The organism is Chromohalobacter sp. 48-RD10 (genome assembly GCF_029889785.1).
GTDB lineage: Bacteria > Pseudomonadota > Gammaproteobacteria > Pseudomonadales > Halomonadaceae > Chromohalobacter.
Map to the genome: position 1 here is coordinate 395,901 of NZ_JARANX010000001.1, position 24,398 is coordinate 420,298.

The following is a 24,398-nucleotide window of genomic DNA, read 5'->3' on the forward strand; positions in this document are numbered from 1 at the left end:
CCACCGCTACCCCTGTTCGCTCCCGCCTAAGCGGGAGCGACGCGTCTCTACACTGAAACGCTCGTCGAAACGCTTATTTGCGCTTCTTGCGGTTGGCCATATGAATGGCGTGGCCATCCACCGCCAACGCCGCTTCGTGCACGGCTTCCGAGGTGCTCGGATGCGCGTAGCAAGTCAATGCCAGGTCTTCAGCGCTGGAGCCGAATTCCATGGCGATGACGCCTTGCGCGATGAGCTCCCCGGCATGTTGACTGATGATATGCAATCCCAGAACGCGGTCGGTTTCGGCATCGGCAATGACCTTGGCCATGCCTTCCGACGCATTGTTGGCCAGCGCGCGTCCGTTGGCCGAGAACGGGAAGGAGCCCGTCTTGACCTCGATGCCGGCGTCTTTCGCGTCCTGCTCGCTCATGCCAACCCAGGCGATTTCCGGGGCGGTATAGATCACGCTGGGGATAGCGTCGTAATTCATCTCGGCTTTGTGCCCGGCGATGATATCGGCGACCATCACCCCCTCTTCGGACCCCTTGTGCGCCAGCATTGGACCACGTACCACGTCACCGACGGCGTAGACACCCGGTACGTTGGTGCGGCACTGATCATCGACGAACACGAAACCATGCTCGTCGAGCTTGATACCGACATCATCGCTGAGAATGCCCTCGGTGTAGGGACGACGTCCCACACACACGATCAGCTTGTCGAAGGTCTGCTCCTGCTCGCCGTTAGCGTCGGAATACTTGACAACGACTTCCTTGTCCTTGATCTCGGAGCCCGTCACGCGAGCCCCCATCTTGATGTCCATGCCCTGCTTCTTGAACAGCTTCTGGCCTTCCTTGGCAATGTCCTGGTCGACCATCGGCAGGAAGGCGTCCATCGCCTCGAGGACCGTGACTTCACTGCCCAGGCGATTCCAGACACTGCCCAATTCGAGGCCGATGACACCGGCACCGATCACACCGAGACGCTTGGGCACCTCGTCGAACTCGAGCGCACCGCTGGAATCGACGATCAAGCCCTCGGTCAAAGGCGTCGGCGGGATATCGACCGGCACAGAGCCGGAAGCAATCACGATGTTCTCGGCATCATAGGTGGCCGTCTCGCCATCTTGACCGGTGACTTCGACCTGCTTGTCGGAGACGACCTTACCGGCGCCTTCCAGCGCCGTGACGCCGTTGGCCTTGAACAGCGCGCTGATGCCGCCCACGTTCTTGGCGATGACGCTTTCCTTGAACTCCTGCATCTTGGCGATGTTGGGGGTCGGCTCGCCCACCTCGATGCCGATCTCCGCGTAATGATCGCGGGCTTCGACAAACTTGTGAGAGGTTTCCAGCAAAGCCTTGGAAGGAATGCAGCCCACGTTCAGGCAAGTACCGCCGTGAACGGTCTTGCCTTCCTTGTTGACCCACTTCTCGACGCACGCGGTCTTCAAGCCCATTTGAGCAGCGCGAATGGCCGCCACGTACCCGCCAGGCCCGGCACCAATAACGATCACATCGAATTTATCGGCCATGAAATCATCCTGTTCGAATTCAGTTAATTAGTCGCAACACATTGTTCGGCGACAGCCATCACACGTCGAGCAAGAAACGTGCGGGATCTTCGAGCAGTTCCTTGATCGTGACCAGGAATTGCACCGCGTCCTTGCCGTCAATCATGCGGTGGTCATAGGAGATAGCGAGATACATCATCGGACGAATCTCGACCTTGCCGTCGACGGCCATCGGACGCTCCTGGATCTTGTGCATACCCAGAATCGCTGTCTGCGGCGGATTGATGATCGGTGTCGACAGCAGCGACCCGAAGATACCGCCGTTGGTGATGGTAAAGGTGCCACCCTGCATGTCTTCGATGCCGATCTTGCCGTCACGACCGCGCTCGCCGAAGTCGACGATGCTCTTCTCGACATCGGCAAGTTTCATGCTGTCGGTATCACGCAGCACCGGTACGACCAGGCCACGCGGCGTGGACACGGCGACACCGATGTCCTGATAGCCGTGATAGACGATATCGCTGCCATCGATCGACGCGTTCACGTCGGGGAAACGCTTGAGCGCCTCGGTACACGCCTTGACGAAGAAGCCCATGAAACCGAGCTTGGTATCGTGCGCCTTGAGGAAGGTTTCCTTGTACTGACTGCGCAGATTCATCACCGCACTCATGTCCACCTCGTTATAGGTGGTCAGCATGGCGGCGGTCTGCTGTGCCTGCACCAGACGCTTGGCGATGGTCTGGCGCAAACGGCTCATCGGCACGCGTTGCTCTGGACGATCACCCTCGACGGCGGGTGCCGGCGCTGCGGCAGCCTTGACGTCGCCGCCCTCGGGTTTGCCGCCCTCGGGTTTGGCGCTCTTCTTGGCGGAACTGTCCTTGACGGCCTTCTGGACATCTTCCTTGAGGATGCGACCGCCCTTGCCGGTGCCTTCGATCTTACTGGCATCCAGGTCATGCTCGGCGACCAGCTTGCGTGCTGCCGGCGCAAGGATCTTGTCACCGACCTTCTCATCACTGCCGGTGTCTTTCGACTCGCTCGCCGTATCGCCAGATGCGGAAGCCTCACCGCCCGCGGCATCACCGCCGGCGCCTTCGGCGAACAATGCGAGCACCGCTTCGGACTCGACCTGCTCGCCTTCTTGCACCTTGATCTCGCTGAGGGCGCCATTGGCCGGGGCGACGACTTCGAGCACTACCTTGTCGGTCTCGATGTCCGCAAGGATATCGTCACGCTTCACCGCTTCACCGACCTGCTTGTGCCAGGTGGCCACGGTCCCTTCCTGGACGGATTCCGGGAAGCTGGGCGCCTTGACGTCATACTGGTTGCCAGACGCCGCCGACTTGGCATCGTCGGACTTGGCTGCTGCCGCGTCCTGCTTCTCGCTGGTCTCTTCTTTTTTCTCTTTTTTCGAGTCCTCGGCAGGCTTTTCTCCGCCACTTTCACTCGCGGCGCCCAGCATTCCGAGCACCTGCTCAGAATCGCACGTATCGCCTTCTTCCACCTTGATTTCGGTCACGGTACCGGCGTCCGGTGCCACGACTTCGAGAACGACCTTGTCCGTCTCGATCTCGACAATCAGCTCATCACGTTCAACGCTATCACCGACCTTCTTGTGCCAAGTGGCGATGGTGCCCTCGGCAACGGATTCCGGGAAATTCGGCGCTTTGATCTCAGTAGCCATGTCGTTTCCTTAGTGTTTTCTCTCGATCCCGATGGAACGCCTCAGCCAGTAATGGCGTCTTCCACCAGCTGACGCTGCTGTTCAACATGGACGGACATGTAGCCGGATGCCGGTGCGGCAGATGCCGGACGCCCCGCAAACTTCAGATCGCGCCCCAAGCCTTCCTGCACCATATCGGCCACCAGACGCATGTGATGCTGGCTTTGATACCAGGCGCCCTGGTTGAGCGGTTCTTCCTGACACCAAACGACCTGTTCGAGGTTCGAATAGGTCTTGAAGACCTCGTACAGTTCTTCCTTGGGGAAAGGATAGACCTGTTCCAAACGCACGATCGCAACATCGTCGTTGCCATTCTCGGCACGATAGCTCACCAGATCGTAGTAGACCTTGCCCGAGCACAACACCACGCGCTTGACACTCTCCGTGTCGAGCTTGCCTTGATCCGGCAGCACCATTTCGAAGCGGCCATTGGCCAGATCTTCCAGCGTCGAGGTTGCTTCCTTGTGACGCAGCAGGCTCTTCGGTGACATGATCACCAGCGGCTTGCGCAGCGGACGAATCACCTGTCGGCGCAGAAGGTGGAATATCTGGGCCGGCGTGGTCGGCATGCAGACCTGCATGTTGTGCTCGGCGCACAGTTGCAGGAAGCGCTCGAGACGCGCCGAGGAGTGCTCGGGTCCCTGCCCTTCATAGCCGTGCGGCAGCAGCATGGTAAGCCCGCAAAGCCGTCCCCACTTGGTCTCACCGGAGGAAATGAACTGGTCGATCACCACCTGTGCCCCATTGGTGAAGTCACCGAACTGGGCTTCCCAAATGATCAAGGCCTTGGGTGTGGTCGTGGAATACCCGTACTCAAACGCGAGTGCCGCTTCCTCGGAAAGGAAAGAATCGCGGATGGTGAAATTTGGCTGGTCTTCCTTGATGTACTCCAGCGGCACATAAGTCGAACCGTCTTTCTGGTTATGCACGACGGCATGACGATGAGAGAAAGTGCCGCGTCCTGTATCTTGGCCCGTCAGGCGTATCGGATGGCCTTCATCCAGCAAGGTGGCATACGCCAGCGTCTCGCCGAAGCCCCAGTTGATAGCCAGATCACCAGCGGCCATCTTGCGGCGATCCTCGTAGATCTTGGCCACCTGGCGCTGTACCTCGACTTCCTCGGGGACTGCGCACATTTTGTCGGCAAGCGCCTGCATACGCGTCATGTCGATCGACGTATCGGCATCACCAGTCCACGTGTGCCCTAGATAAGGCGTCCAGTCGACGAATAGCTCGGTATTGGGCTCCTTGACCAGCGCATTGGCAACGTGATTGCCTGCCACAAGATCATCGCGATACTTCTCGACCATGGCGGCCGCTTCGTCGTCGCTGATCATGCCCTCTTGCACCAAGCGCGCCACATAAAGCTCACGCGAACTCTTGTGCGACTTGATCTTCTGGTACATCAGCGGCTGGGTGCCGGAAGGCTCGTCAGCCTCGTTGTGGCCGCGCTTGCGATAGCAGACGAGATCGATCACCACGTCCTTGTTGAACTGGTAACGATAATCGACGGCCACCTGGGTGGCATGCACCACCGCCTCGGGATCGTCGCCGTTCACGTGGAAGATCGGTGCCTGGACCATCTTGGCGATATCGGTGCAGTATTCCGTGGAACGTGCGTCATCGGCTCGTGATGTGGTGAAGCCGACCTGGTTGTTAATGACGATATGCACGGTACCGCCGGTCTTGTAGCCACGGAGCTGGGACATCTGGAATGTCTCCATGACCACGCCTTGGCCGGCGAGAGCGGCATCACCATGAACGACGATCGGCAGTACCTTGGCACCCTCGCCGTCTTCGCGGCGGTCCTGGCGGGCACGCACGGACCCTTCGACCACCGGCGTGACGATCTCGAGATGCGAGGGGTTGAACGCCAAGGCCAAGTGGACCTCGCCACCCTCGGTCATGACGTTGGAACTGAAGCCCTGGTGGTACTTCACATCCCCCGAGCCTTGCTGGATGACTTTCTTGCCGTCGAACTCGTCGATCAGTTCCGACGGACTCTTGCCCAGCAAGTTGACCAGCAGGTTGAGGCGACCCCGGTGCGCCATGCCGATAACGACTTCCTTGGTGCCATAGTTACCAGTGCGCTGGATGATTTCGTCAACCATCGGGATAAACGTCTCGCCGCCTTCCAGCCCGAAGCGTTTGGTGCCTGGGTACTTGGACGCGAGATAAGTTTCCAATCCCTCGGCAGCCGTCAAACGCTCGAGGATGTGCTTGCGCACATCGATGCTGTAGTCCGGCTTGGAGCGCACCGATTCGAAGCGTTGCTGCAGCCAACGCTTTTCGTCGGTGTCAACGATATGCATGAACTCGCAGCCAATGCTGCGGCAGTACGTCTTCTCCAGGACGTCGACGATTTCCTTGAGCGAGGCTTGATCCTTGCCCAGGAACAGCGAGCCGGTCTGGAAGGACGTCTCCATGTCAGCGTCGGTCAGCTGATGGAAGGAAAGATCCAGATCAGGAATTGGCGTCGGGCTGCGCAGCCCCAGCGGGTCGATATCGGCACGCTGATGGCCGCGAAAGCGGTATGCGTTGATCAGCTGGAGAACCTTGACCTGCTTCTTGTTCTCGCTGCTGTCGGCGACACCGGCGGCGGGTTTGCCACGCTGGTTTTGCGCCAACTGATAGAACTGATCACGAATCGGACTGAGAGGAACGTCGTGAGAGGGGGCGCCTTCCGGACGAGGTAACTGATCGAAATAGTTACGCCATTCGTCGGGAACCTCAGAGGGCTCGACGAGATATTGCTCGTAGAGCGCTTCCACGTAGTGGGCGTTGCCGCCGCTGACATGGGAAGTGCGCCACATCAACTCCATTATGCCTTCTTGCATTTCTTAATCACCCTATGCACTGATGGGTGTTCTTGGCGCTGGCACGCCCGGACGTGCCGGCGTCACTTGGGACCTGCGGGAACAGGTTGGCGTCACACGCGATGCTAGGGTCCACTTATCGTCAAAAGCCGGTGCGCAGGGCACCGGCTAACGGCGATCGTTGGACCGGCCTCCTGCGACGGCATGTCGCAGGAAGAAGCTTGTTGCCAATGATAACAAGCCACGCGGCGCGATTTAAGTGGCATTAGACAGTAACATCTCACGAATCTTGCCAATCGCACGCGTCGGATTGAGCCCTTTAGGACACACCGCCACGCAATTCATGATGCCACGGCACCGGAACAGGCTAAACGGATCCTCAAGCCGCGCCAGGCGCTCGCTCGTTGCGGTATCACGCGAATCGGCAAGGAAGCGATAAGCCTGTAGCAAGCCCGCTGGCCCCACGAACTTGTCCGGATTCCACCAGAAAGAGGGGCAAGCCGTAGAGCAGCAGGCGCACAGGATGCACTCATAAAGCCCATCGAGTTTTTCGCGCTCTTCCGGTGACTGCAAGCGCTCGGTGGCCGGCGCAGCGGTATCGTTTTGCAGATAAGGCTGGATGCTCTCGTACTGCTTGTAGAACATCCCCATATCGACCACCAGATCACGAATAACCGGCAAACCGGGCAGTGGACGCAGCACCAGCTTGTTGTCCTTGATCACCTCGGACAACGGCGTGACGCAAGCCAAGCCATTCTTGCCGTTCATGTTCATGCCATCGGAACCGCAAACCCCTTCGCGGCAGCTACGCCGGTACGCCATGGAACTATCCTGCTGCTTGATCATTTCAAGTGCATTGAGAACCATGATGTCGCGGCCCTGCGTGTCCAGCTCGAACTCCTGCATATAGGGCACGGAGTCGGTTTCCGGGTTGTAGCGATAAATGGATATCTGAAGCATAGACATCTTGGACAACCCCTTAGTAGGTGCGAATTTTCGGCTCGAAGGTCTCGACGGTCTTTGGCGCAAAGTTCACGTCACGCTGCCCAAGCCGCTTCTCGACCGGGAAGTACATGGAGTGCTTGAGCCAATTGGCGTCGTCGCGATCCGGATAGTCGTAGCGCGAATGCGCGCCGCGGCTTTCCTTGCGGTCCAAAGCGGAGATTGCCGTGGCTTCCGCCACCTCGAGCAGATTGTCGAGCTCCAATGCTTCGACACGCGCGGTGTTGAAGGCATTGGATTTATCGGCCAGATGCGCATTACCGATACGCTCGCGGAGATCGGCCAGTTTCTTGACGCCCTCCTGCATGGTGTCTTCCTGGCGAAAAACACCGAAATCGTTCTGCATGACCTCCTGAAGTTCTGCACGCAGCTCAGGAATTGCCTCGCCACCGCTCGATTCATCCCAGCGGTTGAGGCGGGCCATGGCACTGTCGATATCGGACTGAGCCGCCTCGAGGTAATCGACCCCCTCATTGAGCGCTTCTTCGATGAACATGCCGGCGGCACGTCCGAAAACCACCAAGTCTAGCAGTGAATTGCCGCCCAGACGGTTGGCACCGTGCACGGACACACATGCCGCCTCGCCACAGGCGAACAGCCCGTTGACGATCTGATCGTTGCCATCGGCGTCCTGCATGATCGCCTGGCCGTGGACGTTGGTCGGCACGCCACCCATCATGTAATGGCACGTCGGCACGACCGGAATCGGGTCTGTGGCGGGATCGACATGGGCGAAGGTCTTGGATAGCTCGACGATACCCGGCAGACGCTTACCCAGAACCTCCTCACCCAAGTGATCGAGCTTGAGCATGACGTGGTCACCGTTTTCGCCACAACCACGCCCTTCAAGGATTTCCATGACCATGGCGCGAGCCACGACATCGCGGCCGGCCAGATCCTTGGCGTTCGGCGCGTAGCGCTCCATGAAGCGCTCGCCATCCTTGTTGATCAGATAGCCGCCCTCGCCACGACAGCCTTCGGTGACCAGGACTCCGGCCCCGTAAATACCGGTGGGGTGGAACTGCCACATCTCCATATCCTGCATGGAGAAGCCAGCGCGAAGCGCCATGCCGATACCATCGCCGGTATTGGTCAGCGCATTGGTCGTTGACGCGTAGATGCGGCCCGAGCCACCGGTCGCCAGCACCGTGGCCTTGGACTTGATATGCACGAGTTCACCGGTTTCGATGCACATGGCGATACAGCCCACTACATCGCCATCGGCATTTTTCACCAGGTCCACCGCATACCATTCATTCAGAAACACGGTGTTATTTTTCAGGTTGTTCTGATACAGCGTATGTAGCAGCGCATGGCCGGTACGGTCGGCAGCGGCACATGTACGCGCGGCCTGGCCGCCCTTGCCGAAGTCCTTGGACTGACCGCCGAAGGGGCGCTGATAGATGCGGCCGTTATCGAAACGCGAGAACGGCAACCCCATGTGTTCTAGCTCGAAAACCGCCTTGGGGCCTTCGGAACACAAGTACTCAGTGGCATCCTGGTCGGCGATATAGTCACCGCCCTTGACGGTGTCGTACATGTGCCAGCGCCAATCGTCATTGGGATCGGCGCTGGCGATGGCGCAGGTGATGCCGCCTTGGGCGGAGACGGTGTGCGAGCGCGTCGGAAAGACCTTGGAAAGCACCGCGGTCTTCTTGCCGGACTTGGCCAGCTCGAGCGCGGTACGCAGGCCGGAGCCACCGCCACCGATGATGATTGCGTCGAATGTCAGGCTACGCATATTGGACATGGATTAGGCTCCCCAAAGGACTTGAACGCCCCACACCAGAAAAACAAAGATGGCCAGCATGACGACCGCTTGAAATGCAAAGCGTGCACCCGCCTGCTTGAGATAGTCGGTGGACACCGTCCACAAGCCGACCCATGCGTGCGCCGCGATGGAAATAAAGGCCAGCAGAGAAAAGATGCGCATCCAGGTCTGCGAGAAGAGACCGCTCCACGTGGCGTAATCAAGCCCCGGATGGAACAGTAGATACAGGACCATGAATACGGCATAGACTGCCAGAATGATGGCCGAGACTCGCTGGATCAGCCAATCGGACAGGCCGCTACGACCGAGGTTCGTGATATTGGTTACCATACCCAGACTCCTGCCAGAACCACCAAGATGGCACTGATCACGACCGTGATCTGCGCCTTGCGATATCCGCCCTCGAGATCCACGCCAATACCTGCATCCATCAGCAGGTGCTTGATGCCGGCCACGAAGTGGAAGCCCAGCGCCGAGAGCAATCCCCAAGCAATCAGTTTGGCGAGTACGTTGTTGGCGAGGGTGTCACGCACTGCTTCGAATCCTTCGGGAGACGACAGTGACGCGTCGAGGGCCCAGAAACCGAAGATCAATCCCACGAAGAGGATGACACCGGTAATGCGGTGGGCAATGGAGGTCAATGCGGGAAGTGGAAATTTTATAGTCGTCAGGTCTAAGTTTACGGGTCTTTTGCTATTCACGGCTCATCACACTCTCTTGGCCCGCCAGCGGCTAGGGCTGTACCCGGTGCGGGCGGTGGTTTGAGGGGGAGGCCTTGGTCGAGGGCTTACATGACCAAGCCATGCTCCTGCCAGTCGCGCGGGTTAAGATTATAAGGACCGGGGGATGTCATGACAAATGAGATAGCCCTTGCAGCCATCCGCATGGACGCGTCAAATAGGGTAACACTTCCGGGTGAAAACCTTGCTCGCCCCCTTTCTATCGCCACGTCAGGACACACCATGCGCGGCGGCGCCATGGTCACAGGCGCCCTAGGCCCAATTGACAATCCACCGCGTGGTTCTATAGTAGGCGCATTATTTTCGCTGGCATGGCAAGCAAGACAAAGACTTAGGTATAAAGAGGAGGCCATAATGGCTGACAGGAAAGCGCAGTTGACGGTAGAAGGGTTGGACAAGACGATCGAGTTCCCTGTCTACTCCGGCACCGTCGGGCCTGATGTGATCGACGTCCGCGGCCTGACCAGTGAAGGTCTGTTCACATACGACCCGGGCTTCGTCGCCACCGCCTCCTGCGAATCAGGCATCACCTACATCGATGGTGCTGCAGGCGTTCTTCTCCATCGCGGCTACCCCATCGGCCAACTCGCCGAGCACTCCAATTACGTCGAACTCTGTTATCTACTGTTGTTCGGAGAGCTCCCCAGCAAGGCACAATACGACGACTTCGCGGCCACCGTGAGAAATCACACCATGGTCCACGAACAACTCGTCAACTTCTTCAAGGGCTTCCGTCGCGACGCTCATCCGATGGCGATCCTGTGCGGCGTCGTCGGTGGCCTGGCCGCCTTCTACCACGACAATCTGGACATCACCAAAGAAGAAGAGCGCCGCGTCAGCGCGATTCGCCTGATCGCCAAGATGCCGACCCTGGCCGCAATGTGCCACAAATACAACATAGGCCAGCCATTCAATTATCCGCGCAATGACCTGGATTACGCGGAGAACTTCCTCTACATGATGTTCGGCAACCCGTGTGAAAGCTACGTGGTCAACCCGGTTTTCGCCAAGGCCATGGACCGGATCTTCATGCTGCATGCCGACCATGAACAGAACGCCTCCACCTCGACGGTTCGTCTAGCAGGTTCGACCGGTGCCAACCCCTTCGCCTGCATCAGTGCCGGCATCGCCGCACTATGGGGTCCGGCTCACGGTGGTGCCAACGAAGCCGTGCTCAACATGCTCGATGAGATCGGTGATGAGTCCGAGGAGAACATCCAGCGTTTCATCGACCGCGCCAAGGACAAGGATGATCCGTTCAAGCTGATGGGCTTTGGCCACCGCGTCTATCGCAATTTCGACCCGCGCGCCAAAGTCATGAAGGAAACCTGCGACGAGGTGCTGGGCGAACTCGGCATGGCTGACGACCCGCAGCTCAAGATCGCCAAGCGGCTCGAGCAGATCGCATTGGAAGACGACTATTTCATCGAGCGTAAGCTCTATCCAAACGTCGACTTCTATTCGGGCATCATCCTCAAGGCGATCGGCATTCCGACCAACATGTTTACCGTCATCTTCGCCATGGCCCGTACGATTGGCTGGACTTCCCACTGGAACGAGATGATCAGCGGCAGCTATCGCATCAGCCGCCCGCGTCAGCTCTATATAGGTCATTCCCAGCGGGACTATCCAACCAAGTAACTTGCTAGCCACAACCCAACCGAGATACTCCCGGACAGGTTACTGCACGCAAGCATCACGGACCGCCTTCAGGGCGGTCCGTTGCGTTTGACTCCGCGTCTTCCCGCCCCTAAAACCTCCCGCTCCCACAGCCTTGTTCTTCTGCCCCTGACGCCGCTGGGCGTTTTCCACACTTTCTGTGGATAAACCTGTTCAAAACCTTTCGGTAGTTCGCCAGGAACACCATGACAAGGCGGTTACGCTCAAATCGGTTAATTTTTAACCTTCTATAAGTGATTGAAAAATCGAATATTTTTCAATAGCGCGCAGCATGAGGGGCCTCATCCGGCGTTATACACAACACGAAAAGGGTTACGACACGGCAGTGGACAAAATTCCGGAGGTGTCAAGGGGAAAAACGTATAAAAACGTCTAATGGCGAACGAGAAGCAGACACAAAAAAAGACGCTTCAGCGTCTCTGATATCGCCACTACTGTGGGCAAGGGTGGCGTCCCATAGGGGGTTTGAACCCCTGTTACCGCCGTGAAAGGGCGGTGTCCTGGACCACTAGACGAATGGGACGCATTGTCTTGATGCTTGGTGGAGCCTAGCGGGATCGAACCGCTGACCTCAACACTGCCAGTGTTGCGCTCTCCCATCTGAGCTAAGGCCCCGCGCTTCAAGACGGTGCGTAGAATACTGATAACGCCGAGATTCGTCAATAGCTGTTGAGAAGGAAGAAGGAAGAAGGAAGAAGGAAGACAGTCTCTGGAGTTTTCTTCCCTCTTCCAGGCGCGCAGCGCCGCTCTTCCAGCTCCGGGCGAAGCCCGGGAGCTTACAGCTCCCGATATTCCTTCTCGAAGCGTTTGGTCTGCTTCTTGGAGATACCCCCCAGCACCTCGATGGCATGGCGCAAGCGTGCCCGTGTCATGTCCGAACCGAGAATCGCCATGGCATCCAGCACCGAGGTAGAAGTCGCGCTCCCCGTAACGGCGATGAAGACCGGTGCCAGAAACGCTTTCATCTTCATATTGAACGCCTCGGCCAGGAACTTGACCTCGTCGAGCAAGGCTTCCTTGTGCCAACTGGAAACGCCTTCCAGTCGCCAGGTCAAAAACTGCAGTAACTTGAGCAAGTCCTCATTCTCGAGCTTAATGCCCTCGAAACTGGACGCCTCGAGCGGCGGCACCCCCGAAAAGAAATGCCCGGCCAACGGCATGACATCGGAGAGTGTCGAGATTCGCGGACGTACCTGCGGCAGAATTTGACTGACGTACTCTTCATTGAAGGCCCACTCTCTCAGGGCCTGCAGCAAGGCAGCATCGTCCAGATCCTCGCGGATATAGACCCCATTGAGCCAAGTGAGCTTCTCTAGATCGAACACCGGCCCCCCCAGCGACACACGCTGGATATCGAAGTTTGCCATCATCTCTTCGAGGGTGAATTTCTCGCGGTCGTTGGGCATGGACCACCCCATGCGGCCCAAATAGTTGGTCACCGCCTGCGGCAAAAAGCCCATGTGCCGATAATAATTGATCGAGGTCGGGTTCTTGCGCTTGGACAGCTTCGACTTGTCCGGGTTGCGCAGCAATGGCATATGGCACAGCGTCGGCATCGACCAACCGAAGTACTCATACAGCAGCTTGTGCTTGGGTGCCGAGTTGATCCACTCCTCACCGCGCATGACATGCGTGATGCCCATCAGATGGTCGTCGACGACATTGGCAAGGTGATACGTTGGCATGCCATCAGACTTGAGCAGGATCTGGGCATCGACCTGCGCCCAATCGACTTCGATCTCACCCCGCAGCATGTCGCTGACGATGCAACTGCCCTCGCTGGGTACCTTCATGCGCACCACGTAAGGCCACTGTTCGCGCTCGCGACGCGCGACTTCTCCATCGCTAAGCGCCAGGTCGGCGGGCTTGAGCGCCAGGTGCAGCCCCGCCGCCTTGCGTGTCTCACGCAGCTCATCGAGTTCCTCGCTGGTCCGATAGCACTTGAACGCATGCCCGGTGTCGAGCAACTGCTGTGCATATTGCGTATAGATGTCGACACGCTCGCTCTGCCGATACGGGCCATGAGGGCCACCGATATCCGGACCTTCATCCCATTCGAGCCCCAGCCAGCGCAGAGAGTCGAGGATCATCTGCTCCGACTCGGCCGTCGAACGCATCCGGTCCGTATCCTCGATACGGAGGATGAACTGCCCGCCGTGCTGACGCGCGAAACATAGGTTGAACAGCGCGATATAGGCCGTGCCGACATGGGGATCGCCGGTCGGCGACGGCGCAATACGTGTACGTACGGTCATGAAGTTCCCGATCATTGGTGACTGACGATGGGGGACATTATACGCATGCACCTCCCCGGCATCAGCACCGTCGACGTCTTCTTCACAAGGCCAGGTGCTCGCGAAACCACTCCGTAATGAAATCCAGGTAGGCGCGAGTCTTGTCAGGCAGGTATTTGCGCGAACGAAACAACACCAACATGCTGCCGTGCTCATTCCAATACGGCTGCAAGAGTGGGGTCAGCTGCCCCTCCTCCACTGCCGCGCGCGCCGCGAATGTAGGCAGATAGGCCAAGCCAAACCCCGCCTTTGCCGCTTCGACCACACCCAGCAGATTATTGATTACCAGACGCGAATTGGGCTCTATATCCAGCGGCTGTCCATTGAGCGAAAAGCGCCAGTGAGCACCTAGGTCGTAATTGCCGTAGAACACTGTATCGAACTCGGCGATGTCCTTGGGATGCAGCGGCCGTCCGACACGGGCCAGGTAATCCGGCGCGGCGTACAAGCCATAGACCACCTTGCACAGCGGGCGCGATACCAGGCTCGATGGCGGCATCGGCCCCATGCGAATGGCCAGGTCCACCGAGTCGTCGATGGGCTCGAATCGCTGATCCTCGAGCAGGATTTCCACCGACATCTCGGGATAGCGGCGCATGAAGGCGGTGGTCGGCTCTGCCAAGTACATAAAGCCGAAGCTCACCTGGGCACTGACCTTGAGTTGCCCCCGAGGTTGCGACGTCACCGACTGGACCTGCGCCTCCGCCGTCTGCAACTCCTCGATGACCCGCAACCCATGCTCGTAATAGATCTGTCCAGCTTCCGTAAGGCGCAGCGAACGCGTCGAGCGATTGAGTAGACTGACGCTTAACTCATCCTCGAGTGCAGCCACACGCTTGGAAGCCAACGACTTGGAGATACTCAGACGCCGCGCCGCGGCGGTAAAACTGCCCGCACGAACGACCTCGACGAAGACACGCAATGCATCCAGTGTCGTCATGTTGAAGATACTCCGACTACCAGTTTCCAATTTAGAAACACTAGTTTTCGATTGTACCCTCTTATTACGCAAAGGCCGACTGCCTATAATGGCAGCGCTCGGGCAGGCGATGTTTCGCTCCCGACACGCGTGGTCTTTTCTCAGCGAAAGTGCCACGCGCACGCTAACGGCGTCAGGCAGCTTCGGCTGTCCTGTGCCGTGTGGCATCTTCAGTGAAACGAGCTTTTCTTTGCGCCACCAGGCTGTTCTCCGGAACGGCCGGCGCTCTTTTCTTCCTCATTCTATCCTTCCCCATGCTGCAACACGGTTCCGGCATGCGCACTGCATTCTGGTCATAACCCCCAACCCGAAACATACTTTGGTATTGGCTGGATATGCTAAAGCGTTAACCTCATGGCGAGATGTCTACATGGACGCACTGGGACCCCGAATCAAGCAGCTAAGGATATACGCCGGCTTGAGCAAGGCCGCCTTGGCCAGACGTGTCGGCGTATCGGACGTCACGATTTCCTATTGGGAATCCGGCACCATCAAGCAGGTCGGACATGAGCGACTCATCGCGCTGGCCAACGCGCTGCATTGCTCACTCGAACGACTACTCGAAGATGGCAATGCCGTCGCCACACCCACGGCCTCTCAACGTATCACCGAGGACGCACCCGGCAGTGCCCCCCTATTGGCACTACATGCCATGCCTCCAGTGCCGTGGAAAGCTCACACGCTCGCGGTCCCTCTCCCGACCTCGGGCACCGCCATCGATACCCTCGTTCGGGGATGTTACCTAGTGACGCCGGGCGCAGGCGAGACATTCGCCTATCTCGAGGAAGGCGATATCGCTGCCATTCTTCCCACCTCGCAATTCCGGCAGGAAGGGCTTTACCTGATCGACTGGCGGCATGCACTCACGATCCAGCATCTGAGCCAGCCTGAACCCGAGACGTTGCGCATCGCCGATCCTGCGCACCACACTACTGTCGATCCAAACCAGCCCTTCCCCTTTCATATCGCGGGGCGCCTTCAGGCTCGCTGGAAACAACGTGACGACAGCGATTGACGCCACCCGGCAGACTTTTCTGACCGTCTCAGGGATTTAATGGATCACATCTTGGTCCATACTAATGCATACCTCATCAACGGGAGGCCGCATGATAAAAGCCATTCTGCTGGTGACACTGTTCGCCCTGGCATGGTCGGTACTGGCCGATGACCCTGGCCAGCACGACTCGCTCAACGACAGTCGACAGCGCAATCAACTGCAACGTGACGTCAGCAGCGACCGCGCCACCACGATCGAACGTCGCCAGTCGCTGAACCGCAGCGAACACCGCGATGAGCGTTTCGACGAGCGCCAGCGGCAAGAGCGTCAACTCAAGCGCTCTCAGCGCCGTTTGGAAGACTCGCAACGCGAGCTTAGAGATCAGCGCAACCAATCGCCCTGATACAAAAAAGCCCGACCAATCCCGGCCGGGCTTCCGTACAAATCTGCATTTCCTTGCAGTCATGACGGACTTCCTGTCCGTGCCTCCGTGCTTACCTAGGTGTCCTTTTTACCTAGCTTCCTTGCTTTCCGCCCTTCCGTGGCGGACATGATCAGCGTGGCAGAAGAATTTCAGTAGTCAAAATAACCTGAATTAAACAACCCCAATTTAATGTTATGTCTCGGAAAGTAAGAGAGTATCAATACAAGATCTACTGCTCTTCAAGTATCAATACGCCAGTAAGGCTAGAACAGGCATCGCCTTGACTCTCGCCGTCGATCCCCATGCAGCGCATCGCTATCCTCGACAGTCTAAGCCCTAGCCTGACAGTAGAGACTATGAAATCATAAGCACCCTATATATTGGAGAACATCATGCAGTATGCAAAATATGGCCGTGTAGCTTTAGCGATCATAACTGTGGGTATTCCCCTTTTGTCGACAATGGCCTCAGCCTCCAGCGAAGAAGCTTGGAGCGACTTCCGTGCCAACGTCGAAAAAACATGTCGTGCCGCCGCAGCTGACAGCTTCAATGTCGAAACGATTGCAGTGGATCCCTTTGGCTCCAAACACTTCGGCCTTGCCCGCCTGACCGGACATGAGCGCGGCACCAAGAAGCGCTTACAAATACTATGCGCCTACGATAAGCAGACTCAGCAAGCTGAAATCGGCGGCCCCATGGATATTAAAACGGACATGCAGGCAGGCAAACGTCAATAAGGCAATTAGATGTCGGGACCCATGTGCTATTCGCTGGTCAGGTCGGCGATCCGGACCCAAGCGATGCGGACCTGAGCAAGATATGAGACGCTGCTCTCCCTTCGTCGGCGCTTCCTGATCGTCGCCAAAGTAAACCTCCCAGGTACCGAATCGAAAGCACTGCGAGTACCAAATGAGTACCAGCATGGTTCGAAAAACCTAACCAAAACACTGTAAATATGAACAGTTATGAGTGATAACGCAACTGCTCCAACCGGCATGAGTACTGGCACCAAGCACCGCAATCTGGATAGGACTTTCTCCGTCGCCCCGATGATGGATTGGACGACCCGCGACTACCGCGCGTTTGCCCGTACACTGACGCGTGAGGCGCTGCTGTATACCGAAATGGTCACGACCGGGGCGATTCTGCATGGCTCTCCGCGCGAGCGCTTTCTCGGGTATAGCGACGTGGAGCATCCGGTGGCGCTACAACTAGGCGGCAGCGATCCTGCTGCACTGGCGGAATGCGCCGCCATCGCCGAAACCTGGGGCTACGATGAAGTCAATCTGAACGTCGGTTGTCCCAGCGATCGGGTACAGAACAACCTGATTGGTGCCTGCCTCATGGAGCACCCAGGCAAGGTGGCGGCGGCGGTCCGTGCCATGCAAGCAGCAGTTTCGATCCCGGTCACGGTCAAGTGCCGCATCGGCATCGACGAACAGGACGAAGACGCCGACCTGGCGCACTTCATCGAGCGTGTCGCTGATGCCGGCTGCGAGGTCTTCATCGTGCATGCCCGAAAGGCCTGGCTCGAGGGGCTCTCGCCCAAGGAAAACCGTGACGTGCCGCCGCTCAATTATCCACGCGTGCATCGTCTCAAGGCGCAGTATCCCGACCTTCATATCGGCATCAACGGCGGTATCAAGACGCTGGACGAGTGCCAAGCGCAGCTCGAGAAGGTGGATAGCGTGATGATCGGGCGTGAGGCGTACCAGAATCCCTGGCGACTGGCCGGTATCGATGCCGCCATCTACGGCGGCACCTCGCCCGTGAGTAGCCGCCATGCGGCCGCGCGTGCTTTCCGGCCCTACATCGCCGAACGCTTGGCAGAAGGGGCCAAGCTCAACCACGTCACCCGCCACCTGCTCGGCCTGTTCCAAGGCTGCCCCGGCGGGCGTCAGTTTCGGCGTCACCTGTCGGAAAATGCCCATCGCCACGGTGCCGGGCTGGAGGTTTTCGACGAAGCATTGGCCAAGGTGCGCGAGCTCGACACCGCAAACGCCGTCGCCTGAGCTGACGCAGTGGGCCAGGCTATAGCTCCTGGCGGGTCTCGAAATCGGAGTGGAAGGTTTCAACGGCGTTCTCAGCCTCTTCGATTTCATCGAAGCGCGCCACATGAAACAGTGCTTCGCCCTCATTGGCGAGCGGCAGATTGCTCATGCCAATGACGATACCATCGGCGTTGGCGAGCACTTCCTGCTCGGCATTACCGAACGGATCGGCAACGCGTCCCAGCACATCGCCCCGTGCAACGCGTGCGCCCAACCGCGTCCGAGGCCGCAGAATGCCGTCGCTGGGCGAGCGAGCCCAACTCGAGCCATTGGCGACCTCCGCCACTGCAGGCGCATGACGACGCCGATCGGTGGGGAGCATGCCCAGCAAACGCATCACGCGCTGCACACCTCTTACCCCCGGCGCGATCGCCCACTCATCGAAACGCAGCGCCTCGCCAGCTTCATAGGTCAGCACCGGCACATCACGTGACTGCGCATATTCCCGCAGACTTCCCTCGCGCAACTCGGCATTGAGAATCACCGGCACCCCAAGCGCCTCGGCCATGGCCTGGATCTCAGGTCGATTCTGGAGCTGTGCTCGCACCTGCGGAAGATTAGTGCGATGAAGTGCCCCGGTATGCAAATCGACGATGTGTGTCGCCAAGTCGACGATCTGCTCGCGAAACAGCGACGCGACGCGCGAGCCCAGCGATCCGACCTCACTCCCCGGAAAGCAGCGATTCAAGTCGCGTCGGTCGGGCAAGTAACGCGTCTGCTGCACGAAACCGAAGACATTGACGATCGGCACCGCGATCAACGTGCCCCGCAAGCGCGATAGCGACGCCAGCCTAAGCATGCGACGCACGATCTCGACGCCGTTGATTTCGTCACCGTGGATGGCCCCGCACACCAGCAGCACCGGTCCTGGTTGACGGCCATGAACGACCTCGACGGGAATATGCAGCGGTGCATGGGTGTAAAGCTTGGCCACCGGTACATCGATCTGTGCCCGGCTGCCGGGCGGAATACGCGTACCGGCAAGTTCGAAGGGAGCGCGAGCCATGCGTGTTCCTATACCGTAGATGGCGGATTCTTTATACCCGCCATGGCGCCTCATGAGGCCAAGTCATGCAAGCGATTCTTATTTTAGCCGTCACTGGAGGGCCCTGACCTCTCCCAGACCGTCACCTTAGATACGCATGCGTCGATGGCGATATAGCCACGCGATATCACTCGCAAACGAGTACATCAGTAATACCAGCGCCAGACCCACACAGAGCATGGCCCAGAGGGGGGAGACGAACGGCAGCAGCGCCACCAACAGACTAGCGACTTGCCAGACACATATCAGCTTGCGGCGCCGGCTCTGGGGCAACGGTCGACGCAACCATGTCCATGCATACCCCGCCGCTACGAAGGTGTAACGCATGGCGCCCACTACCAGCACCCACCCCCCGAGCTTGTCGAGCACGATGAGCGCGCAGCACAGTACAGCGATGAAGAAGGCATCCAATTCCATATCGAAGCGGGCCCCGAAGGCAGTGGCGGATTGCGTCTGCCGGGCTACCCAGCCATCAAGGCCATCCAGGCACAAGGCCAACAGTGCCAGCCCTGCCATTTCCAGTGCATGGCGCTGCATGAAAGCAGGAAAGGCCATACTGCCGGCAAGCAATGCGATCAGCACTCCCCGCAGCAGAGTCACGCGATTAGCCCAGCCCAACCAGCGCCGTGCCGCCGGCCATGCCCAGAGGATGATCAGCGCCATGCCCAAGTATACCCCCCCTACCGACCAGCCAAGCCCCACGGGTGCTGTCAGGTGCCACTGCACGGCCTCTACCAGCACTCCCACAAGGCATAGACCTAACAGCAGTTCAAGGACCGCCGGCAAACCATGCACCAAGGACGGCTTGCGACCAGTAATATGGGGTGAGGTGGAACGCATGCCCTTTCTCCGAAACTTTCTGGTCTCACTATGGCAGAGATACCGATGCTCAGCGCTATTTTCACTACGCTGATGGCACTCACGACTGGAAATAAAGTGGTACAGAAAAGCAGATATGTACAATACCTGTACATGAATGATGTCATGGACGATACTCAAGGTGAATAAGGAGATTTGCCATGCTCGCAGCGAACGCCCAGGCTTTCTGGATACAGGCACCGGGGCACGGTGAGATCAAACAGCACGCCTTGCCCTCCCGCCAAACGCATGAGCTGTTGGTCAGAACACGCTACAGCGCCGTCAGCCGCGGAACCGAAAACCTCGTTTTTCAAGACAAGATCCCGGAGAGCGAATATACACGCATGCGTGCGCCTTTTCAGGAAGGGGATTTCCCGGGGCCGGTCAAATATGGCTATGCCAACGTCGGCGTGGTCGAGGAGGGACCGGAGGCCTGGTGCGGCCGCGAGGTCTTCTGTCTCTATCCTCACCAGACACGCTATATCGTTCCCATCGAGGCCGTCGTTCCCCTACCCGAGGATCTTCCCGCCACACGCGCGGTCCTCGCGGCCAACATGGAAACCGCCGTCAACGCTTTGTGGGACGCCGCCCCACGCGTCGGCGACCGAATCAGCGTTATCGGCGCCGGCGTGGTCGGTAGCCTGGTCGCCTGGTTGTGCCAACAGACTGCTGGCGTGCGCGTTCAATTGCTCGACATCGATGCCGGCAAGGCCGAGCTGGCCGCTGAGCTTGGCCTGCCCTTTCGTCATCCACACGATGCCGAGGATGAACAGGACATCGTGATCAACGCTAGCGGCAATCCGCACGGCCTACGCAGCGCCCTGACACTGGCGGGATACGAAGCGGAGATCATCGAACTGAGCTGGTTCGGACGCGACGAGGTCACACTACCCCTCGGCGAGGCTTTTCACTCTCGGCGGTTGACGCTGCGTGCCAGCCAGGTCGGCGGTGTCTCGCCAGCGCGACGCGCGCGACGCAGTCATGCCCAGCGCCTGCAACTGGCTCTGACGCTACTGCGCGACGCCCGCCTCGATGCCTTGATCGACGCTGAAAGCGATTTTCAAGACTTACCCACCACCTTGGCACGCCTGAGCGACGCGGATCGCCCGGCACTGTGTCATCGCATACGCTATTCGTGACGCTATCGCCAGGCGGTGGCGCCCGTGTTACACGCATAACCACTAACACGCACAACCGGTAATACACATAGTCGGCAATACAACAGGAGTCACACGGATGTTCAGCCTGACGGTTAGAGACCATTTCATGATCGCGCACAGTTTCAACGGCGAGGTCTTCGGCCCCGCGCAACGCTTGCACGGTGCCACCTACGTGGTCGATGTCGCCTTCAAGCGCCCCGAGCTCGATCGCGACGATCTCATCGTCGATATCGGCCTGGCCAGCCAGACGCTGTCCCGCATTCTGGGCGATCTCAATTTCAACAACCTCGACGACGTGCCCGAATTCCAGGGCCGCAACACGACCACCGAGTTCATGGCCAAGGTGATTTTCGAACGCCTCGCCCACGCCATCCGCCAGGGCGAGCTCGGCGAGACCGGGCATGGCCTGACGGCCCTCGGCGTCACGCTGCATGAATCGCATATTGCCTGGGCGAATTACGAGGGCGCGATATGAGCCATCCCGTGACCCTGATCGTCGCCGGCGACCCGGCGCAGTTGACCGGCGGCTACGTCTACGATGCGCGCATCGCCACCGCCCTGCGCGAACACGGCTGGCCGGTCGAGGTCATCGGCCTCGAGGGGCGTTTTCCCGAACCCGACGCCACGGCGAAAAAGGCACTGGAAAACGCCTTGGCGGCCAGGCCCACAGGCGCCCATGTGATCATCGATGGACTCGCGATGGGCGGGTTGCCCGACGTTCTCGAGGCCCACGCCCAGCGTTTGACGCTCACCGCCCTGGTTCACCATCCGCTCGCCGACGAAACCGGCCTCGGCGACGCCGAACGCGAGCACTTCCTGATCAGCGAAACGCGCGCACTGTCGGCGGTGCGCGACGTCATCGTCACCAGCCCTTTCACCGCTCGGCGTTTAGCGGATTTCCAGGTCGGTCCTGAGCGCTTGCACGTGGTCGAACCCGGCGTGGAGCGCGCCCCGGTAGCACGTGGCAACACTGAGGTGCCACGCCTTTTGTGCGTGGCCACGGTCACTCCGCGCAAGGGGCATGACGTGCTCATCGAAGCGCTGACCACGCTGACCGACCTGCCCTGGACATGCGACTGCATCGGTGGTCTGGATCGCGCACCGGCACATGTCGAGCATGTCCAGGCACGCATCGCCGCCCACGGCCTGGAAGAACGCATCCACCTGCTCGGCGAGCGACCCGCCGATGCGCTGGACGAGGCCTATCACGCCAGCGACATCTTCGTGCTGCCATCTCATTACGAGGGCTACGGCATGGTCGTCAGCGAAGCCTTGGCGCATGCCCTGCCCGTGGTCACCACCACTGGCGGCGCGCTCGCCCATACGCTGCCCGACGATGCCGGCCTCAAGGTGCCCGCCGGCGATATCGCTGCACTCGCCGGCGCCCTGCGCGAGATGCTCGGTGACCCGAGCAAGCGTCAGACATGGCGCGAAGGCGCCGAGCGCGCCCGGGCCTCGCTGCGCGATTGGTCACAGGTCGGTGCAGCCTTTGCCACCGCTTTGCAACGAGGCGCCGAATGAACACCGCCGGCACGTTCAGCGAGTCCTGGCTAGCGCAGCGCGAGCAGGCCGATCACGATGCTCGCGCCACGGCCCCCATGCAGGCCGCCGTCGACTGGCTTGCCACGCGTGAGCGCCAAGTGCCCTGGCAACTACTCGATCTCGGCAGTGGTAGCGGCGCCAATGTGCGCTATCTCGCGCCTCGCTTGCCCGGCCCTCAGCACTGGCATCTGCTCGATCATGACGATGCCCTGCTCGGCCATGCTGTGGAGCGCTGTCATTCCTTGCGCGATAATGCGGGAACGCCCCTCCGCGTGACCACATACCAGCGTGACCTGCATGCGCTCGACGCGTCATGGTTCGCCGGTATCGACCTCGTCAGCGCCTCGGCGCTGTGCGACCTGGTCAGTGCCACCTGGGTCGAGGCCCTGGCCGACGCCTGCGCGGCTCATCGCGCCGCGACATTAATCACGCTCAACGTGGACGGCAATATTCGTTTCCAGACCGATGACGTGGCGGTCAATGATGCCGAAGATGCCTGGCTCTTCGAGATACTCGCCGCGCATCAACGCCGCGATAAGGGTCTCGGACCTGCGCTGGGCACCACGGCGCCCCAGACATTGATCGCAGCCTTCACCGCCAGAGGCTTTCACATCGTCAACGCTGAAAGCACCTGGCGCCTGACGCCAGCGCAGCGCCCGCTGGCACTGAACCTTATCGATGGCTGGGCCGCCGCCGCCCGTGAGCAAGCCCCGCACGATCGCCAGCGCATCGAACGCTGGTGGCAACGCCGCCGGGAGGCCCTCTACCGGGGGCATCTCGACCTGCACGTCGGGCACCGCGACCTGTTCGCCGCCCCGGAGCCAGACCATGCGTCCCGCTAACGCAACCCTTGCACGTCTGGGCGTCAGCCTGGTGCTGATCGGAGCGCTCGCCTGGCAACTCGATACGCGGGCGCTGCGTGACGCCTTCGTTACCCCCTCGCCAGGCTGGCTGTTGCTGGCATTGGCCATCAGCGTGCCCCAGGTGGTGCTCTCCGCCTGGCGCTGGCGCCTGACCGCCCGCCGTATGGGACTGACGCTACCGCTGCGTCGTGCCGTAGAGGAATACTATATGGCCACTTTCCTCAACCAGGTACTACCGGGCGGCGTCATTGGCGACGCCTCACGGGCCTGGCGCCATGCCCGGTCGAGCAGCGATCGTCCACGGGCGTGGCGCGCGGTGATCATCGAACGCCTCTCCGGCCAACTGATGCTGGCCGTGATCGCCATCGTGGGGCTGCTATCTTCGCCGACCTTGCGCGATAGCATGCTCGGTGGCCTTGCCCGGCTGGGGAATGCCCCTGGTGCACTAACGACAGTAATCATCATGCTGAGCGTGTTGGGGATCTGGGGTTATCGCCGTCCTCCGGCCTGGCTGCGCAACACGCTGGACGACCTCGGCACCGCCCTGGTCGCCTCGCGCATGTGGCTCTGGCAATGCCTCAGTTCGCTGGGCGTGGTGGCGAGCTATATCGCCGTCTATGCCATCGCCGCCCGCGCTGCGGGAGCTGATATCGACTTCGCTACGCTATTGCCGTTGATTCCGCCGGTGCTGATGGTCATGGCGATTCCCCTCTCGGTAGCCGGCTGGGGGCTACGTGAGAGTGCCGCCGCGCTGGTATGGATGGGCGCCGGTCTCGATCCCGCCCAGGGCGTGGCCATTTCGCTGATTTACGGCGTCGTAGTGCTGGTCTCGAGCCTGCCAGGCGCCTGGCTGCTCTGCCACCGGCGTCGCCAGCATCGCGACCGTGATGCACAAGCAAGCGCCCCGCTGACGAGCAAGAGTGGAGGAGACTGCCATGCGCGATGACGCAGAGGGTATTTA

At 59.6% G+C, this 24,398-nt stretch carries 21 protein-coding genes and 2 tRNA genes; 10 read left to right on the forward strand and 13 right to left on the reverse strand.

All coding sequences use genetic code 11. From position 1 onward, the window contains the following. Positions 1-73: 73 nt before the first annotated feature. The 7 genes from lpdA to sdhC all read right to left on the reverse strand — a co-directional run bounded on the left by lpdA (position 74) and on the right by sdhC (position 9,505). Positions 74-1,513 (reverse strand): dihydrolipoyl dehydrogenase, encoded by a 1,440-nt coding sequence (lpdA, locus tag OP496_RS01785; protein ID WP_280561638.1) that lies wholly within the window; start codon positions 1,511-1,513, stop codon positions 74-76. Between the two features lie 58 nt (positions 1,514-1,571). Next, positions 1,572-3,176 (reverse strand): 2-oxoglutarate dehydrogenase complex dihydrolipoyllysine-residue succinyltransferase, encoded by a 1,605-nt coding sequence (gene odhB / locus OP496_RS01790; RefSeq protein WP_280561640.1) that lies wholly within the window; start codon positions 3,174-3,176, stop codon positions 1,572-1,574. A gap of 41 nt (positions 3,177-3,217) precedes the next feature. Then, positions 3,218-6,052, reverse strand: a complete 2,835-nt coding sequence (locus OP496_RS01795; RefSeq protein ID WP_280561642.1) for a 2-oxoglutarate dehydrogenase E1 component — start codon at positions 6,050-6,052, stop codon at positions 3,218-3,220. A gap of 234 nt (positions 6,053-6,286) precedes the next feature. Beyond that, positions 6,287-6,991 carry a succinate dehydrogenase iron-sulfur subunit gene (locus tag OP496_RS01800; RefSeq protein ID WP_348521295.1) on the reverse strand — a complete coding sequence of 235 codons (705 nt, stop codon included), beginning with the start codon at positions 6,989-6,991 and terminating at the stop codon, positions 6,287-6,289. A 19-nt stretch (positions 6,992-7,010) separates the two neighbouring features. After that, positions 7,011-8,783, reverse strand: a complete 1,773-nt coding sequence (gene sdhA / locus OP496_RS01805; protein ID WP_280561646.1) for a succinate dehydrogenase flavoprotein subunit — start codon at positions 8,781-8,783, stop codon at positions 7,011-7,013. Positions 8,784-8,786: 3 nt separating this feature from the next. After that, positions 8,787-9,134 carry a succinate dehydrogenase, hydrophobic membrane anchor protein gene (sdhD, locus tag OP496_RS01810; RefSeq protein ID WP_040244087.1) on the reverse strand — a complete coding sequence of 116 codons (348 nt, stop codon included), beginning with the start codon at positions 9,132-9,134 and terminating at the stop codon, positions 8,787-8,789. Beyond that, positions 9,128-9,505, reverse strand: coding sequence for a succinate dehydrogenase, cytochrome b556 subunit (gene sdhC / locus OP496_RS01815; RefSeq protein ID WP_075369620.1), 378 nt, complete (start codon positions 9,503-9,505; stop codon positions 9,128-9,130). The genes sdhD and sdhC overlap by 7 nt, the downstream gene beginning before the upstream one ends. Before the next feature lie 393 nt (positions 9,506-9,898). Here sdhC and gltA point away from each other — a divergent pair, with 393 nt between their 5' ends. Beyond that, positions 9,899-11,185: a citrate synthase gene (gene gltA, locus OP496_RS01820; protein WP_280561648.1), complete on the forward strand. Its 1,287-nt coding sequence runs from the start codon at positions 9,899-9,901 to the stop codon at positions 11,183-11,185. Between the two features lie 486 nt (positions 11,186-11,671). On the opposite strand, the gene OP496_RS01825 is transcribed toward gltA, so the two are convergent. The 4 genes from OP496_RS01825 to OP496_RS01840 form a co-directional block, all read right to left on the reverse strand. Next, positions 11,672-11,747: transfer RNA gene (locus OP496_RS01825), tRNA-Glu, on the reverse strand. A gap of 16 nt (positions 11,748-11,763) precedes the next feature. Beyond that, positions 11,764-11,839: transfer RNA gene (locus OP496_RS01830), tRNA-Ala, on the reverse strand. Between the two features lie 161 nt (positions 11,840-12,000). Next, positions 12,001-13,479, reverse strand: coding sequence for a glutamate--tRNA ligase (gene gltX, locus OP496_RS01835; protein ID WP_280561650.1), 1,479 nt, complete (start codon positions 13,477-13,479; stop codon positions 12,001-12,003). A gap of 82 nt (positions 13,480-13,561) precedes the next feature. Continuing rightward, the gene (locus OP496_RS01840; protein WP_280561651.1) at positions 13,562-14,458 is read right to left on the reverse strand and encodes a LysR family transcriptional regulator; all 897 of its coding nucleotides are present in this window, start codon (positions 14,456-14,458) and stop codon (positions 13,562-13,564) included. A gap of 409 nt (positions 14,459-14,867) precedes the next feature. Between OP496_RS01840 and OP496_RS01845 the strand changes: the two genes are divergently transcribed. The 4 genes from OP496_RS01845 (at position 14,868) to dusA (ending at position 17,930) form a co-directional block, all read left to right on the forward strand. Next, positions 14,868-15,512: a helix-turn-helix transcriptional regulator gene (locus OP496_RS01845; RefSeq protein ID WP_280561653.1), complete on the forward strand. Its 645-nt coding sequence runs from the start codon at positions 14,868-14,870 to the stop codon at positions 15,510-15,512. Positions 15,513-15,603: 91 nt separating this feature from the next. Then, on the forward strand, positions 15,604-15,897 hold the full coding sequence (locus tag OP496_RS01850) for a hypothetical protein (RefSeq protein WP_280561655.1): 294 nt from the start codon (positions 15,604-15,606) through the stop codon (positions 15,895-15,897). 413 nt (positions 15,898-16,310) lie between these two features. Then, the gene (locus OP496_RS01855) at positions 16,311-16,655 is read left to right on the forward strand and encodes a hypothetical protein (RefSeq protein ID WP_280561656.1); all 345 of its coding nucleotides are present in this window, start codon (positions 16,311-16,313) and stop codon (positions 16,653-16,655) included. 228 nt (positions 16,656-16,883) lie between these two features. Beyond that, positions 16,884-17,930, forward strand: a complete 1,047-nt coding sequence (gene dusA, locus OP496_RS01860) for a tRNA dihydrouridine(20/20a) synthase DusA (RefSeq protein ID WP_280561657.1) — start codon at positions 16,884-16,886, stop codon at positions 17,928-17,930. Between the two features lie 19 nt (positions 17,931-17,949). Here the strand turns inward: dusA and OP496_RS01865 are convergent, their stop codons facing one another. Continuing rightward, positions 17,950-18,975, reverse strand: coding sequence for a succinylglutamate desuccinylase/aspartoacylase family protein (locus OP496_RS01865; protein WP_280561658.1), 1,026 nt, complete (start codon positions 18,973-18,975; stop codon positions 17,950-17,952). Between the two features lie 126 nt (positions 18,976-19,101). Next, positions 19,102-19,854: a CDP-alcohol phosphatidyltransferase family protein gene (locus OP496_RS01870; protein WP_280561659.1), complete on the reverse strand. Its 753-nt coding sequence runs from the start codon at positions 19,852-19,854 to the stop codon at positions 19,102-19,104. Between the two features lie 179 nt (positions 19,855-20,033). Here OP496_RS01870 and OP496_RS01875 point away from each other — a divergent pair, with 179 nt between their 5' ends. From OP496_RS01875 to OP496_RS01895, 5 genes are all read left to right on the forward strand, one after another. Beyond that, positions 20,034-21,011 carry a zinc-binding alcohol dehydrogenase gene (locus tag OP496_RS01875; RefSeq protein ID WP_280561661.1) on the forward strand — a complete coding sequence of 326 codons (978 nt, stop codon included), beginning with the start codon at positions 20,034-20,036 and terminating at the stop codon, positions 21,009-21,011. A gap of 97 nt (positions 21,012-21,108) precedes the next feature. Beyond that, positions 21,109-21,507, forward strand: coding sequence for a 6-carboxytetrahydropterin synthase (locus OP496_RS01880; protein WP_280561663.1), 399 nt, complete (start codon positions 21,109-21,111; stop codon positions 21,505-21,507). After that, positions 21,504-22,553 carry a glycosyltransferase family 4 protein gene (locus OP496_RS01885; protein ID WP_280561665.1) on the forward strand — a complete coding sequence of 350 codons (1,050 nt, stop codon included), beginning with the start codon at positions 21,504-21,506 and terminating at the stop codon, positions 22,551-22,553. The genes OP496_RS01880 and OP496_RS01885 overlap by 4 nt, the downstream gene beginning before the upstream one ends. Further along, a complete protein-coding gene (locus OP496_RS01890; protein ID WP_280561667.1) occupies positions 22,550-23,416 on the forward strand; it encodes a class I SAM-dependent methyltransferase in 867 nt (288 codons plus the stop codon). Before OP496_RS01885 ends, OP496_RS01890 begins: the two co-directional genes overlap by 4 nt. Then, positions 23,403-24,383: a lysylphosphatidylglycerol synthase transmembrane domain-containing protein gene (locus tag OP496_RS01895; RefSeq protein WP_280561668.1), complete on the forward strand. Its 981-nt coding sequence runs from the start codon at positions 23,403-23,405 to the stop codon at positions 24,381-24,383. The genes OP496_RS01890 and OP496_RS01895 overlap by 14 nt, the downstream gene beginning before the upstream one ends. Positions 24,384-24,398 lie beyond the last annotated feature (15 nt).